Raw genomic sequence first — 14,725 nt, 5'->3', positions numbered from 1 at the left:
CTGGGCTATCGCTATGCGCTCTGAATCTGAATATTGGCTTTTTCTGCCCTGCGTCTTCTTCATAAAGGAAATTTAATTTAAACGTTATTAAATCCCTAAACTGTAAAGCCAATTTTGAAATAAGACATTTTGAGCACCCGGAATTCATTCTTTAGCGTGCAGTGGGCAAATAGCAGGTTTCCGGGCAATAGGGGTATTAGTGACAGATGCACTATCCCTCAGGAATAGTTCGCCGGTAACAGGCAATAAATAGAGGGGAACAGACGGGTTACTGGTGGTTTAAAGAAGGGTTAAAGAAGGGTTAATGTATATTAGCAGGTGGTTTTTAGTATAATTTCCGCGCCTGGTAAGGGTTTCAGTACGATTTATATACTGTATATCAGGGAAACAATACAGTTACAGTAAACCTGCAGTAGGGGTAAAGGAGGGGTGCTTTCTAAAAAGGGCTAAGGCCGATTACAGGCCAATTAGAGGCCGATTAGCGTATTTTGAAGCGCAATAAACAACGTCTATCCGATAGATTATCAGTTAGTTGTGATTCTGCTCTGAAGGATTTTGTAGCTACTGATGCCAGTTATCTTCTTCAACAGTTTCAAAATCAAACTCTTAGCTAAAGCTGTTGCATTCGAAATCCTTTTCGGGCGCCCTTCTTGTGGTCAATCGGTTTAAAGTGCGTTTTAAGGCAAGATATGGATGCTGCAATCAATTCCGGGAAAGTAGGTCAGCCGGGCGACTAAAGGTCGAGGAAGGGGCTTAGGATCGCCAAAACGAGCAGGTGTGTGCCGACAATAGAAAAGCCCTCCGGAAAGGATATCCGGAGGGCTGAGTATATGACTACTGCTGTTACAGGTCGAATTTAATTCCCTGCGCCAAAGGCAGCTTTGTACTGTAGTTGATGGTATTGGTTTGCCGGCGCATGTAAGCCTTCCATGCATCAGACCCGCTTTCGCGGCCACCGCCCGTTTCTTTCTCTCCGCCAAACGCTCCGCCAATTTCAGCACCGCTTGTTCCGATATTCACATTAGCTATACCGCAGTCGGAACCCGCCTGAGAAAGGAACAGTTCCGCCTCCCTGAGGTTCAGCGTCATGATGGCAGACGACAGGCCCTGGGGCACACCGTTCTGCAATGCAATAGCCTCATCCAGCTCCTTATAACGGATCAGGTACAGGATAGGTGCAAAGGTTTCGTGCTGCACGATCTTGTAGTGGTTCTGCACTTCCGCAATAGCCGGTTTCACATAGCAGCCGGACTCATAGCCCGCACCTTCCAGTACGCCGCCTTCCACCACAAAGGTGCCACCTTCCGCCTTACAGGCTTCGATGGATTGCAGGTAGGCATGCACCGCATCTTTATCGATCAGCGGGCCTACATGGTTGTTTTCATCCAGCGGGTCGCCGATGCGCAGCTGCTGATAAGCTTTCACCAGCTTAGCCTTAAAGGCGTCGTACACACTATCATGGATGATGAGCCTGCGGGTGCTGGTGCAACGCTGGCCTGCGGTACCCACAGCGCCAAACACGCATCCGATGAGCGACATATCGAGGTCTGCATCTTTCGAAATAATAATGGCATTATTACCGCCCAGTTCCAGCAGGGCTTTACCCAAACGGGCGCCCACTGTTGCACTTACGGCCTTGCCCATACGGGTACTGCCGGTAGCGGAAACAAGCGGCACATTTACGTCAGACGACATCCATTCACCCACTTCACGATCGCCCGATACGAGGCAGGAAACCCCTTCAGGTACTCCGTTTGCCGCAAACACTTCCGCAGCTATCTTCTGGCAGGCGATGGCGGTAAGGGGTGTTTTCTCGGAGGGCTTCCAGATGCATACGTCGCCGCACACCCATGCCAGCATGGAGTTCCAGCTCCATACCGCTACAGGGAAGTTAAAGGCGGAAATAATGCCTACAATGCCCAGGGGATGCCATTGTTCATACATCCGGTGGCCGGGGCGTTCGGAATGCATGGTGAGGCCGTGCAGCTGGCGGCTGAGGCCAACCGCGAAATCGCAGATATCGATCATTTCCTGTACTTCGCCATAACCTTCCTGCAGGCTTTTACCCATTTCATACGAAACAAGGCGGCCCAGGGCTTCCTTGTTGGCACGGAGGGCATCGCCCACCTGGCGTACCACCTCACCGCGGCGGGGGGCCGGCCAGAGGCGCCATGCCTCGTAAGCGGCCTTTGCCGTAGCAACCACCTCGTCGTAATTACTGCGGGATGCGCAGGTTACGGCGGCTATCACCTTCCCGTCTACCGGGGATACGGATACAATTTCAGCTCCGCCCGCCGCCAGCCATTTGCTGCCGGTGGAAACGCCGCTGTTAAGACCTTTAATGCTGAATTGTTGCAGAATCTGCTCCATCTTGCTTGTGTTTTTTGTATTTTTCGTTCATGAACTTTTTAAAGTCTCCCTGGCCGTGGTATGTTGCCGGACCGCTCATCGGTCTTTGCGTGCCTTTGCTGATGCTTATCGGCAATAAGGCACTGGGCATCTCCTCGTCGCTCCGGCACATTTGTGCGGCCTGTATTCCCGGCAAAATTCCGTTTTTTCAGTATGACTGGAAAAAAGAAAGCTGGAATCTCTGGTTTGTGGGTGGCATTGCCCTCGGGGCGGCCATCGTATTACTGTTTTTCCATAACGGCCAGCCGGTGGATCTGAACCCTGCCACGATAGCGGCCCTGCGGGCCAATGGCGTGCAGGAATTCGATGAACTGACGCCCGGCGATATATTCAACTGGGGCAACGTTGCTTCGGAGACCGGGCTGCTCTTTTTCATTACAGGCGGCTTCCTCGTTGGCTTCGGTACCCGGTATGCCAATGGCTGCACTTCGGGGCATTCCATTTACGGGATTGCCACCTTGCAATGGCCATCACTGGTGGCTACCATCTGCTTTATGGCCGGCGGTTTTGCCATGACCAATTACATTCTTCCTCACCTTATGCGCTGGTTACTGTTATGAAAAACCTGAAATTTCTCTTTACCGGCATGCTTTTCGGCATCATCCTCGTAAAAGCGGAAGTGATCTCCTGGTTCCGTATCCAGGAAATGTTCCGGCTGGAATCCTTTCACATGTATGGCGTGATCGGCAGCGCAGTTTTTACCGCCATGCTGGGTGTGTTGCTCATCCGGAAGATGGGCTGGCGCAGCGTAAGCGGGGAGGAGATTGTTGTGCAGAAAAAGCCCTTTACCAAAGGTAACATCATTGGCGGACTCATCTTCGGACTGGGCTGGGCCATTACCGGCGCCTGTCCGGGCCCGATATTCGCTCAGATCGGAAGCGGCTTTACAGTGGTGATCGTTACCTTCCTGAGTGCCGTTGCCGGTACATGGGTGTATGGTAAATGGAAAGATCATCTTCCGCACTGATTCCGCTACTGCTTACCCGTTTGCGAGGCGTAGGTGCTTTCGAAGATCTTATCGGCATTATTGGCCTCAAACCCTTCCCGGCGGTGTTCCCTGCGGATGTCTGCAGGCGCCAGATGCGCAAACTGCGGCAGCACTCTTCTTTCTGCAAACTCCACGTACGAGCCGGCAATTTCCTGCTTTTCATCACCCGCAAAATCCGCTTCTATCATCCTTGCCACGGTACTGCTTTGCAGCAGGCCCTGATCCGGACTTGTTTTGATTTTACCACCGGAATCATTCAGGCGGAAGCCTTCCTTCTCCAGGAAACGGTTGAAGTCCGCAATGGTATTATATCCTGCGGGCAGGTTGTGTACGCTTACGGTAAAGTGGTTGAGGTAATAACGGTTATAGATTACCCAGGCGGCGTATTCGCTTTCTTCTGCAAGGAGTTTATAATCGGATAAAGTAGGTGTGCGCCAGAGACCACTGTGGAGGAAATGATCCACGGCGGCACCGTCGTCGAGGTTCAGCGCGTCTACCGGGTCGGAGGTAACTTCGTCGGTATACTTATGGATGGTAAGCTGTGCCTGTGGCGAGAGGTCGTTTACACGCAGTTCTGAGATGAAGATGCGCGGGTATTGGTCCGACGGGGGAGCATACCAGTAAGCATCCAGTTTTTTTGCGGGGAAGTTGTAGAAATCCATTTTACGGTAACCGTAATGGAGGAAAATCTTTTCGAGGGATTGGATGCCGAGGTGCGGCACGCCCAGGGTGCGGAAGGCGATGTGATCGTTTTCGATATCGTTCGCATTGGCGATAATGCCTTCTGCGATCATGGCCTTAATAATGGCTCCCACATCGGGGACGCGTTCCTGATAACGGCTCATCAGGCCGTTCAATACTGTTTCCAGCGTTGTCATCAGCTTAGAGATTTAACGTAAAAATTGTTGGTGAATAGTGGAATGGAGGGGCGGGCGTGCAATCATGGCACATGCGAGCAGGTGCTGCGCAGGTAAGACAGGAGTGAAAGTTGTATGTTAATCATGGCATTCACGGAGGCGAATATAACGAAAGGCCCGGACTGGACAAAAAAAGGCCCCTCCGCGGTTACGGAGGGGCCTGGTATCGTGCTTCCCGGAGGGGGATTAGTATTGTTCGCGGTCGTTCGGGAAATCTTTCGCCTTTACATCGTTGATATACTGTTTGGTAGCATTCAGGATATCGTCGTACAGGTTAAGATAGCGGCGGAGGAAGCGGGGCTTGAATTCTTTGTTGATGCCGAGCATATCGTGCATCACAAGCACCTGCCCGTCTACATACTTACCGGCGCCGATGCCGATGGTAGGGATGGTGAGGGCTTCAGCAACCTGTTTACCCAGCAATGCGGGTATTTTCTCCAGTACAATGGCGAAAGCGCCTGCTTCCTGCAGCAGTTTGGCGTCGCGGATGAGCTTTTCTGCTTCCGCATCGTCTGTTGCACGAACGGCGTAGGTGCCGAATTTATAGATACTTTGCGGGGTGAGCCCCAGGTGGCCCATAACGGGAACGCCTGCGCTGATGATCCGCTTCACGGATTCGATGATTTCTTCACCGCCTTCGATCTTTACACCGTGGGCGCCGGTTTCTTTCATGATCCGGATGGTGGAGATGAGTGCTTCCTTGGAATTGCCCTGGTAGGAGCCGAAGGGGAGATCCACCACCACAAAGCTGCGTTTGATGGCGCGCACTACGGAAGCGGCGTGGTAGATCATCTGGTCGAGGGTAATGGGGAGGGTGGTTTCATGACCTGCCATCACGTTGGAAGCGGAATCGCCCACCAGCAGGATGTCTATACCCGCGTCATCTAAGATACGGGCCATGGAAAAGTCATAAGCGGTCAGCATGGAAATCTTCTCTCCGTCCGTTTTCATCTTTTGCAGCACATGGGTAGTGATGCGTTTGATCTCTTTGTTTACAGCAGACATTGCATTGCGTTTTAACCGGGCCCATTGCCCGGAGCGGCACAAAGTTTGGAATAAATACCGGATTTGCCTACAATTATTTGATCTACGGTTGCGCCAGCGCCGAAATCTCCTTATACAGCGCCCTTACAAGGCCGTCGGCCAACCCGATCTTGGGTACGTAGATCTCCTGTATATCCGTCCACCGCATTACGTTCACGTAAATCTGCAGCGCGGGCACGATCACATCGGCCCTGTCTTCCCGTAAATTATAGAGATGGATGCGCTCTTCCACAGAGAAGCTGCTGAATTCCTTGTAGTAATCCTTCAGCAGGTCGAGCGTTAAGGGTTTACCTTCTTTCTTTTTAGAGAGGGAGAATATTTTGTTGATGTTACCACCTGAACCTATGGCGATCACATTGCTATAGGTTTTGAGATGCAGCTTCAGGAAATCCTTCATCTGCTGCCAGTGCTGCTCTTCCACTTTACCCTGCAGCAGGCGGATGGTGCCGATGTTGAACGATTCCTTGAACACCATGCGGTTACCGTTGAAGAAAGTAAACTCCGTGCTGCCGCCCCCTACGTCTATGTAGAGGTAACCCCTGGTTTTGTCGAGGTTTTCGGCTACATGGTTCTCGTAGATGTAATTGGCTTCTTCCTGCCCGGTAATCACTTTGATCTCTATCCCGGTTTCCCGCTTTACCCTTTCGAGTATTTCCGTGCCGTTGGAAGCATCACGCATGGCAGAGGTAGCGGCGGATTTGAGGTATTTAACGTCATACACATCCAGCAACAGCTTGTAGGCTTTGATGGTATTCACCAGACTGTAGGCCCGTTTATCCGAGATCGTTCCCGAGGCAAACACATCAATACCGAGGCGCAGGGGCACCCGCACGAGGTTAACTTTCGTAAAATCCATTTCTCCGTTGGCCTTGGGCGACGCCTCCGTGATCAGGAGGCGTGCTGCGTTGGACCCAATATCTATTGCTGCAAACTTCATTCCGTCAGTCCTGGTTTGGTGTGAGATGAGGCTTCAAAGATATTAAAACACATGGATTTCCGTGCGTAACCGGCTCAATTATACGGCTTGTCGTGCAGGTATTTGAAAATCTCCAGCTGTGCGCGCACTTTTCGGCCGGGTGCATGCTTGTAAGCGTTCTGCTGTTCATTGTCCAGGATACGCACTTTCACATTGCTCAGCAGCTGTATGTTCAGTATCTCTATCAGCTCCTGGCGGATAACGGGATCTTCGATGGCTACGGCTGCTTCCACACGGTGGTCGAGGTTGCGTACCATCCAGTCGGAGGAGGCGATGAAAACCTTCTCCTGTCCGCCGTTATGGAACACGAATACCCTGGCATGCTCCAGGTATTCATCAACAATGCTGATGGCTTCAATGTCTTTCTTCCACTTCTTGCTGGATGTATAAGCGCAGCAGATACCGCGGATGATCAGGCGTACGTCTACACCCGCGCGGGCGGCTTCGTACAGCTTTTCGATCATAATATCGTCTGACAGGGAGTTCATCTTCAGCGTAATGGCAGCCGGCTTCTTATGGCGGGCGTTGCGGATCTCACGGTCCATATACCGGAGGAACGACTTGCGCATGTTATGCGGGCTCACCAGCAGCGTTTTGCAGGTTTGCAGGATCTTTTCGTCGTGGCGCGGACTTTCGAGGTACCGGAAAATACGGTTGATGTCGGCCATAATGCCGCGGTCGCTCGTGAGCAAGCAATGATCGCCGTATACTTTAGCCGTTCGCTCGTTGAGGTTGCCGGTGCTTACGAAGCCGTACTGAACGGTGGAGTTGCCGCTGCGTTTCTTGATGACACAGATTTTGGCATGCACTTTCATGCCCGGCACGCCGTACAATACTTTCACACCTTCTTCCTCCAGCCGTTCCTTCCACTTCAGGTTGGCTTCTTCATCGAACCTTGCCCGGAGCTCCAGCACTACCACTACCTGTTTACCGTTCCGTACGGCATTAATGAGGGCGTTAATGATGCGGCTGTTCTTGGCGAGGCGGTAGGCAGTGATCTTGATGGTGGTCACCTGCGGGTCCATGGCGGCTTCGCGCAACAGGTCGATAATGGTATCGAAAGAATGATACGGCGTATGTAGCATTACATCCTGTTCGCGGATCACGCTCATTACGCTGGGTACGTTCTGGAAGAGGGGATGTACGATGGTTTTGCGGCGCTGGCGTTCGCGGGTAAAGACTTCGTCAGGGAAATCCATGAAGTCTTTGAAGTTATGTATCCTGCCACCGGGCAGGAGGTTGTCTTTCCGGGCCAGGCCGAGGCGGCGGATGAGGAATTCCAGTAGGTAGGGGTCTATCTGGCTGTCGTAAATAAACCTGACGGGCTTGCCTTTCCGGCGTGCCTTGAGGCCCTTTTCCAGCTGGTGGATGAGGGACGTGGCAATGTCGTTATCGATATCCAGCTCCGCATCGCGGGTAACCTTGATGATGGAGGAAGTGAATTTATCGTAGCCGAAGTAGGAGAAGATGTGCGGGAGGTTAAAACGGATCACATCTTCCAGCAGCATGATATCATGCTCGCCTTCCCTGCTGGGCAGGATGAGGAAGCGGGGCAATACCGTGGTGGGGATCTCGATCAGCGCATACGTCTGCCGCACGGAATTATCTTCCTTCGCGAGTACGATGGCGAGATAGATGGATTTGTCGCGCAGGTAGGGCAGGGTGGGGATGGATTCCACCATGAGGGGGATGATGTTCGTCCGCACATGATCGTTGAAGTAGTTCTGGACGAACTTCTGCTGCTCGCGGTTGAGCTGCTTTTCGGTATGGAGGTAGATGTGCTCGTGTTTCAGCTCTTCTTCGATTTCCCTGTAAATACGGTCAAATTCCTGCTGTTGGGAAATGACCATGGCCTGAATCTCTTCAAGGATGCGCTCTGGATTCTCTTCGAGGTGCATACGGGCCGATTTGCCGAAGCTCACCATCCTTTTGAGGGTGGCTACACGTACACGGAAGAATTCATCGAGGTTATTGGAGAATATGCCGAGGAAGCGGAGTCTTTCGTATAAGGGTACCGTAGTATCCGCGGCTTCCTGAAGTACTCTGGCATTAAAGGATAGCCAGCTGATGTCCCGCACTATCGTTTTCTTTTTAGGGAAAGCGGCTTTTATTTTCGTCGTCTTTTTCACCGGAATATGTTTAAGGGGCGCCGGTAATTTAGCGGCGGCTGAAGAGTCCGAACTCATAGATGCACATGATTTTTGGGAGCGTTGGCTGATCCAGTTAAATTGCTGGGCAAAAATGAGGAAAAACCCGGGCGCCGTAGTCCGTGCCGTGTTAACTTACTATTAAATTACGCATTTCTGCCCGCAATTGTTGGGCGAATGAACGCCAATTACGGCAAAAAGAGTGCCGCAGCGTGGAAAGATGCAACGGAAACCATTATTGCGCGGGAGGATCGTTGGGAGCGGGTTTTGCGTCCTGCTGTTTATTGTAAAGGGGAATGGCGATCATGCTGCCGAAGCCAAGAACGATCATCAGTGCGGTTTGTGCAAGCCAGATGATCCATCCAAAAGCGAAACCGATCGTTGCGGATATACCATACAGTACAAGGATCTGCTGCACGATGTATTGATACGCACCTATGCCGCCCTGCGTGGCGATCATACCGATGCTGCCGAAGGCAAGGATAGACATGGCGGCTTTCACGCCGAGGCCTACCGTATCATCGAGGCACCAGAATGCGATATAGACCTGTGAGAAATACAGGAGCCACATGAGCGCCGTGTAGAAAAGGAACCAGCCTTTATCTTTCAGTTTACCGATGGAAAGGATGCCTTCTGCGATGCCGCGGAGCAGTTTACGGAACGAGATACCTGCTTTGGTGCTTTTAAAGCGGCGCAGGAGCCAGGCAATGATCAGCACAAAGAGGAGGGCACCGAGTACGATCATGATCCATGAGGTCAGTGAAATACCGGTGAATTTCCCGGAAAGGGGAATCCAGATGTAGTCACTTACAAAAGCGCCTACCACATCCACCTGAATAAGAACGGTGGCCACCAGCAGGAGCATGAGGCAAACGAGGTCCATGCCGCGTTCGGCGATCATGGTACCTACGAGTTTATCTACCGGGATATGTTCATACCTGGAGAGTACGCCGCAACGGGCTACTTCTCCCAGCCGGGGAACGGCCAGGTTGAGCAGGTAACCTATCATGACGGCGAAAAAGGTATTGCGTTTGGAAGGGTTGTATCCCAGCGGGGTGAAGAGCAGCCTCCAGCGTACGGCGCGCACCCAGTGACTGCCGATACCGAGGATCATGGTAGGGATGAGCAGCCAGTAATTGGCATGCCGCATGGCTTCTTTGATCTCGAGGAGCTGTTGGGAGGAGAAACCGCGCACGGTCCACCAGATGATGAGAATGCCGAGTCCGAGGAAAACTGCAAATTGAATGATGGTTTTGAGCGTTTTCGGCATATATCAGGAGGAGATGTGCTGGGAGCGGACTATAATTTGTTGCCTTCTTTCGGGAATACGGCGATGGGAACGAACTGTTTGGCAGCTTCGAACTCCAGGGTAGCGTAGGAAATAATGATGACGATATCGCCAACGGCCACGAGGCGGGCAGCGGGACCATTCATGCAAACCACGCCGGAGCCGCGCTTGCCTTTAATGATATATGTTTCCAGACGTTCGCCGTTATTGACGTTCACGACCTGAACTTTCTCATTGGCAATCAGGTTGGCTGCATCCATCAGATCTTCATCGATAGTGATACTGCCCACGTAGTTAAGATTGGCTTCCGTGATAACCGCTCTGTGAATCTTAGATTTTAATACTTCGATCAGCATATTTCTGGTGTAGTCCGCAAAGGTAGAGGAATTTCCCGTAAATAACCTAGAGCCCTACCGTCATATTGTCAATCAATCTGATATCTCCCAGTTTGGCTGCCACGAGGATAGCCATGGGGCCGGTCTCGGGGGCTTCCAGCAGCCGGAGGTCTTCCGCAGAGGCCAGGGCGAGGTAGTCCGGTATAAAGCCGGCGGCTGCCAGGCGGGAGAGGCCTTCTTCCCGCAATCCGGGGAAAGGGCGGGAGGAAAGGTTATCTTTGACCCACTGAAGAGTGCGGCTGATTTCCACCGCCTGGCTCCTTTGTTCGGGAGTGAGGCGCATGTTGCGGGAGCTCATGGCCAGTCCGTCTGCTTCCCGGAGGGTGGGGCAGATGTGCAGCCGTGCAGGTGAGCCGGTGATTTCCAGTAAGCGCTTGATAATCATGCACTGTTGAAAATCTTTCTGTCCCATATAGAGATCATCGGGCTGAACGGCTTTGAGTAATTTATCGACGATGATGCCTACTCCCTGGAAGTGATTAGGGCGGTAAGCGCCTTCGAGAACGGATTCTATGTAACCGAAATCGTAGTGAATGTGCTGAGCGCCAGGCCCTTCGGGGTACATTTCTGCCACAGAGGGGAGAAAGAGGTAGTTTACGCCGGCGGCTGTAAGGAGGAGAATGTCTTCCTGAAGTGTGGAAGGGTATTTTTCGAAGTCTTTCGGATCGTTAAACTGTGTAGGGTTTACAAAAATGGACGCGACCACGATGTCGCAATCTTTACCGGCCGATTCAATGAGTGAGATGTGTCCCTGATGGAGGGCGCCCATGGTTGGGGCGAATCCGATTCGTTTTCCTGCCTTTTTTTCCTGTCCCAGCGCCTCTCTGAGATCCGCTACCCGCTTGAATAGATACATAAACCTTTGCTTAAAAGGATGTTAAAAGTGACAAATTGGCCAGTAATACCTAAAAATTTCGTAGTTTTGCATGCCAAATTAAAAATAACTGCATTAATAATCAGCAATAAATGTCCACAAAGAAAAGAATTCTTTTTATTGCCCAGGAAATGTCCCCGTATCTGGATTTAACGGAGTACGCGGAAATGGTCAATAAAATGGCGATCAAGTCGAATGAGGCGGGCCTGGAAGTGAGGGTTATCATGCCAAGGTTTGGTAGTATTAACGAACGGAGGCATCGGTTACATGAAGTGGTAAGATTGTCAGGTATCAACATTGTGATTGACGGGGATGATTACCCGTTGATTATCAAGGTGGCTTCGTTACCTAACGCTCGCCTGCAGGTTTATTTCCTGGACAACGAAGATTATTTTAAGCGAAAGAACGTTTTCAGCGATGACGACGGTACTTTTTATGACGACAATGCCGCGCGGATGGTATTCTTCTGCAAAGGCGCTTTGGAAACCGTGAAGAAATTCGGCTGGCCTCCTGACATTATCCATTGCTCCGGCTGGATGACGTCTCTGGTACCTGTTTATCTTAAAACGGCGTACAAGAAAGAGCCTGTATTCGCGCAAACGAAGACGGTTTTCTCCATGGAGCCTAACAGCTTCAAGGATAAACTGGGGGCTACTTTTATTAAGAAAGCGATTATCAGCAACCAGATCAAGGAAAAAGACCTGGAAATTTATAAAGAAGGCACCAACGGAGCCCTTAACCGTGGAGCCGCCAAGTATGCCGACGCAGTAATCCTGGCAGGAGAGAAGGTGGAAAAGAAATCTGTGGATGAACTGAAGGCAGAAAAAGGCAAGATAATTTTGCCTTACAAGAAGGATAACGAAGACCTGGCGGATTATCTCCAGATATACAACCAGCTTTTAGGCGTAAAATAAGTCCGGGAAAAATTAAAAATGAAAAGTTAAAACTGTCGGCGGGATAACCGTTGTTAAGTCATTCTTTTTATTTTTAATTTTTCTATTTAGTCAACAAACCGAACAAACCAATTACGTGAAGATTCAATTCAGGACACTGGGCTTCGCCGCCGCCTTCCTCACAGCCCTCTACGCCTTCTCCGGCTGTAACGAGGCTACCGTTCTCGGCAAGGAACTTATTCCAGGCTCAGACAAGGTTGTTGTGAAAGACACCACGATCAACAATCTGATCACGAGTAACATTGCCCGCGTGGATTCCAGCATCCGTACCGGTAACTCCTATTACCAGGGCGTATTGGGAAGCATCACGCAGGATCCCATTTTCGGTAAAACCCATGGCTTCCTTTATACCCAGGTGAGCCTCCCCAAAGCAGAATTCACCTTCGAAGGTACCGGCTGGGTCCTCGACTCTGTAGTGCTGTACGTTGGTTGCGACACGGTTTGGTATGGCGAAAACGCCCCGCTCAACGTGAAGGTTTACCGGATGAACGAGCCCAACTTTAAGATCGATACCGCGTACATGTACAATGTGCCGCGTTCATACGACCTCTCTAAAGAGATCGGAAATGCTATCATTAACCCCGTATATCCCAAAGACTCCCTGTCTATCTACGGTGTTAAATATGCTCCCCAGCTCCGCATTCCCCTGAAACCCTCTTTCGGTCAGGAACTGTTCCAGCAAAGGGCAGACGGTGCTTTCAAAAACGACTCCTCGTTCCGCGACTGGCTGAAAGGCCTCGCCATAGTGCCCGATACCACCAACGGCCGCACCATGCTGTACACTAACCTGAACTCAGGAAGCACCCGCATCACAGTTTACTATAAGAACTCGGAGAAAGACTCCCTCATGGCGAGCTTTGCTTTCGATCCGTATAGTTCCGCGCATGCCAACTACGTTGCCCGTAACTATACCGGTAAAGAAGTGGCTAACCTCATCAACACTGCAAATCCCCTCGGCGATAACGTAGTGTATATCCAGGAAGCTCCCGGTATTTATACCAATATCCAGATCCCCAATATTGCTGACGTACCCAACGCCGTTATCAATAAAGCCGAAATCGTGATCACAGAGATCAACAGCGGCTCTGCAGGACTGGATAACATCTTCGCAGAACCCGAACGCCTGATGTTGCGCCGTTACATAACGCACGACAGCCTTGCCTTCCTGTTCGACTACGGAAACCCTTCCAGCCCTGACCTTCTGGGATTCGGAGGTAATAAAATTGTCATTAGTGATCTTGGCCCCTTTAAAGTTGTCCAATATAAATTTAATATTGCACGACATTTACAACTGGCCCAACAGAAGAAGATTGAGAACTCGGTGCTGAAGCTGGAAGGCTGGTCCAGCAGGATGATCGACTTACCACGGCTCAAAGCCGGAGGAGGAAGTGCCACCCCGCCTGCCAACGTCAAACTCAGGATCATTTATACAGAATTATAATCTAGCACACTCATGCCTTATTTATTTACATCAGAATCCGTATCGGAAGGGCACCCGGATAAGGTTGCCGACCAGATATCGGATGCCCTCATCGATAACTTCCTGGCATATGACCTCAATTCCAAAGTTGCCTGTGAAACGCTCGTAACTACCGGACAGGTAGTACTGGCGGGAGAAGTAAAATCAGAAGCTTACCTCGACGTTCAGGATATCGCCCGCGAAGTGATCCGTAAAATCGGATACACCAAGAGCGAGTACATGTTCGAAGCAAATTCATGCGGTATCTTCTCCGCAATCCACGAACAATCTTCCGACATCAATCAGGGTGTGGAGCGCTCTAACCCCGAAGAGCAGGGTGCAGGCGATCAGGGTATGATGTTCGGTTACGCTACCCGCGAAACGGAGAACTACATGCCGCTGGCACTGGATCTGGCGCACAAGCTCCTCATCGAGCTGGCTGCCCTCCGACGCGAAAATAAAGAAGTATCCTACCTCCGCCCCGATGCGAAGAGCCAGGTAACCATCGAATACTCCGACGACAATCAGCCCATCCGTATCGATACGATCGTTATCTCTACCCAGCACGACGATTTCGCGAAAGACGCGGAAATGCTGGCTAAGATCAAAGCTGACATGATCAATATCCTCATTCCGCGCGTGAAAGCACAGCTGAAGCCGGAACTGCAGGCGCTGTTCAATGATAAAATCACTTATCACATCAACCCTACCGGGAAGTTCGTGATCGGTGGCCCTCACGGCGATACCGGCCTTACCGGCCGTAAAATCATCGTAGACACTTACGGTGGTAAAGGTGCTCACGGCGGTGGAGCATTCTCCGGTAAAGATCCTTCCAAAGTGGATCGCTCCGCAGCATACGCTACCCGTCACATCGCCAAGAACCTCGTAGCTGCCGGTGTGTGCGACGAAGTGCTCGTTCAGGTTTCCTACGCTATCGGCGTGGCCAAGCCCTGCGGCGTTTTCGTAGACACTTATGGTACTGCTAAAGTGAAACTCAACGATGGTGAGATTGCCCGCAAAGTAGAAGAGATCTTCGACCTTCGCCCTTACGCTATCGAGCAGCGCCTGAAACTGCGCAGCCCGATATACGGTGAAACCGCTGCTTACGGCCACATGGGCCGCGACAGCCAGGTTGTAACCAAAGTGTTCAACAAAGGCAAGAAAACTGAGAAGAAAGTAGAAGTTGAACTCTTCACCTGGGAGAAACTTGATTACGTTGAGAAGGTAAAAGCCGCTTTCGGACTCTAACCTTTACAGCATAAAGAAAAAGGCTGC

General features: G+C 51.1%; 13 protein-coding genes. 5 read left to right on the top strand and 8 right to left on the bottom strand.

What is annotated here, in order from left to right; all coding sequences use genetic code 11:
- Nucleotides 1-843: 843 nt before the first annotated feature.
- The gene (gene amaB / locus DEV76_RS24470; protein ID WP_109700585.1) at nt 844-2,370 is read right to left on the bottom strand and encodes an L-piperidine-6-carboxylate dehydrogenase; all 1,527 of its coding nucleotides are present in this window, start codon (nt 2,368-2,370) and stop codon (nt 844-846) included.
- A gap of 29 nt (nt 2,371-2,399) precedes the next feature.
- Between amaB and DEV76_RS24465 the strand changes: the two genes are divergently transcribed.
- Nucleotides 2,400-2,969, top strand: a complete 570-nt coding sequence (locus DEV76_RS24465; RefSeq protein ID WP_109700584.1) for a YeeE/YedE family protein — start codon at nt 2,400-2,402, stop codon at nt 2,967-2,969.
- Nucleotides 2,966-3,376, top strand: a complete 411-nt coding sequence (locus DEV76_RS24460) for a DUF6691 family protein (RefSeq protein WP_109700583.1) — start codon at nt 2,966-2,968, stop codon at nt 3,374-3,376. Before DEV76_RS24465 ends, DEV76_RS24460 begins: the two co-directional genes overlap by 4 nt.
- A gap of 5 nt (nt 3,377-3,381) precedes the next feature.
- Here the strand turns inward: DEV76_RS24460 and DEV76_RS24455 are convergent, their stop codons facing one another.
- The 7 genes from DEV76_RS24455 to panC all read right to left on the bottom strand — a co-directional run bounded on the left by DEV76_RS24455 (nt 3,382) and on the right by panC (nt 11,020).
- Nucleotides 3,382-4,275 (bottom strand): DUF1338 domain-containing protein, encoded by an 894-nt coding sequence (locus tag DEV76_RS24455; protein WP_109700582.1) that lies wholly within the window; start codon nt 4,273-4,275, stop codon nt 3,382-3,384.
- 225 nt (nt 4,276-4,500) lie between these two features.
- Complete coding sequence (gene panB, locus DEV76_RS24450; RefSeq protein ID WP_109700581.1) at nt 4,501-5,319, bottom strand: 3-methyl-2-oxobutanoate hydroxymethyltransferase; 819 nt, start codon at nt 5,317-5,319, stop codon at nt 4,501-4,503.
- An 82-nt stretch (nt 5,320-5,401) separates the two neighbouring features.
- Nucleotides 5,402-6,295: a Ppx/GppA phosphatase family protein gene (locus DEV76_RS24445; protein ID WP_109700580.1), complete on the bottom strand. Its 894-nt coding sequence runs from the start codon at nt 6,293-6,295 to the stop codon at nt 5,402-5,404.
- A 74-nt stretch (nt 6,296-6,369) separates the two neighbouring features.
- The gene (gene ppk1 / locus DEV76_RS24440; protein ID WP_232827038.1) at nt 6,370-8,463 is read right to left on the bottom strand and encodes a polyphosphate kinase 1; all 2,094 of its coding nucleotides are present in this window, start codon (nt 8,461-8,463) and stop codon (nt 6,370-6,372) included.
- A gap of 253 nt (nt 8,464-8,716) precedes the next feature.
- Nucleotides 8,717-9,751, bottom strand: a complete 1,035-nt coding sequence (locus tag DEV76_RS24435; protein ID WP_109700578.1) for a lysylphosphatidylglycerol synthase transmembrane domain-containing protein — start codon at nt 9,749-9,751, stop codon at nt 8,717-8,719.
- Nucleotides 9,752-9,780: 29 nt separating this feature from the next.
- On the bottom strand, nt 9,781-10,125 hold the full coding sequence (gene panD / locus DEV76_RS24430; protein WP_109700577.1) for an aspartate 1-decarboxylase: 345 nt from the start codon (nt 10,123-10,125) through the stop codon (nt 9,781-9,783).
- A 46-nt stretch (nt 10,126-10,171) separates the two neighbouring features.
- On the bottom strand, nt 10,172-11,020 hold the full coding sequence (panC, locus tag DEV76_RS24425) for a pantoate--beta-alanine ligase (protein WP_109700576.1): 849 nt from the start codon (nt 11,018-11,020) through the stop codon (nt 10,172-10,174).
- A gap of 110 nt (nt 11,021-11,130) precedes the next feature.
- Between panC and DEV76_RS24420 the strand changes: the two genes are divergently transcribed.
- The 3 genes from DEV76_RS24420 to metK all read left to right on the top strand — a co-directional run bounded on the left by DEV76_RS24420 (nt 11,131) and on the right by metK (nt 14,698).
- Nucleotides 11,131-11,952 carry a glycogen/starch synthase gene (locus DEV76_RS24420; protein WP_109700575.1) on the top strand — a complete coding sequence of 274 codons (822 nt, stop codon included), beginning with the start codon at nt 11,131-11,133 and terminating at the stop codon, nt 11,950-11,952.
- A 115-nt stretch (nt 11,953-12,067) separates the two neighbouring features.
- The gene (locus DEV76_RS24415) at nt 12,068-13,432 is read left to right on the top strand and encodes a DUF4270 domain-containing protein (RefSeq protein ID WP_157963092.1); all 1,365 of its coding nucleotides are present in this window, start codon (nt 12,068-12,070) and stop codon (nt 13,430-13,432) included.
- Nucleotides 13,433-13,444: 12 nt separating this feature from the next.
- The gene (metK, locus tag DEV76_RS24410) at nt 13,445-14,698 is read left to right on the top strand and encodes a methionine adenosyltransferase (protein WP_109700573.1); all 1,254 of its coding nucleotides are present in this window, start codon (nt 13,445-13,447) and stop codon (nt 14,696-14,698) included.
- Nucleotides 14,699-14,725 lie beyond the last annotated feature (27 nt).

Source organism: Chitinophaga deserti, assembly GCF_003149455.1.
In the GTDB taxonomy this organism is placed as follows: Bacteria; Bacteroidota; Bacteroidia; order Chitinophagales; family Chitinophagaceae; genus Chitinophaga; species Chitinophaga deserti.
This window is presented reverse-complemented; position numbering and strand designations above follow the sequence as displayed.

Bases quoted from the DNA above. Each gene is read 5' to 3' on its own strand.
- DEV76_RS24445 (WP_109700580.1), bottom strand. From the start codon at position 6,295: ATGAAGTTTGCAGCAATAGATATTGGGTCCAACGCAGCACGCCTCCTG.
- DEV76_RS24455 (WP_109700582.1), bottom strand. From the start codon at position 4,275: ATGACAACGCTGGAAACAGTATTGAACGGCCTGATGAGCCGTTATCAG.
- metK (WP_109700573.1), top strand. From the start codon at position 13,445: ATGCCTTATTTATTTACATCAGAATCCGTATCGGAAGGGCACCCGGAT.
- panD (WP_109700577.1), bottom strand. From the start codon at position 10,125: ATGCTGATCGAAGTATTAAAATCTAAGATTCACAGAGCGGTTATCACG.
- DEV76_RS24420 (WP_109700575.1), top strand. From the start codon at position 11,131: ATGTCCACAAAGAAAAGAATTCTTTTTATTGCCCAGGAAATGTCCCCG.
- DEV76_RS24460 (WP_109700583.1), top strand. From the start codon at position 2,966: ATGAAAAACCTGAAATTTCTCTTTACCGGCATGCTTTTCGGCATCATC.
- panB (WP_109700581.1), bottom strand. From the start codon at position 5,319: ATGTCTGCTGTAAACAAAGAGATCAAACGCATCACTACCCATGTGCTG.
- DEV76_RS24465 (WP_109700584.1), top strand. From the start codon at position 2,400: ATGAACTTTTTAAAGTCTCCCTGGCCGTGGTATGTTGCCGGACCGCTC.
- amaB (WP_109700585.1), bottom strand. From the start codon at position 2,370: ATGGAGCAGATTCTGCAACAATTCAGCATTAAAGGTCTTAACAGCGGC.
- DEV76_RS24435 (WP_109700578.1), bottom strand. From the start codon at position 9,751: ATGCCGAAAACGCTCAAAACCATCATTCAATTTGCAGTTTTCCTCGGA.
- panC (WP_109700576.1), bottom strand. From the start codon at position 11,020: ATGTATCTATTCAAGCGGGTAGCGGATCTCAGAGAGGCGCTGGGACAG.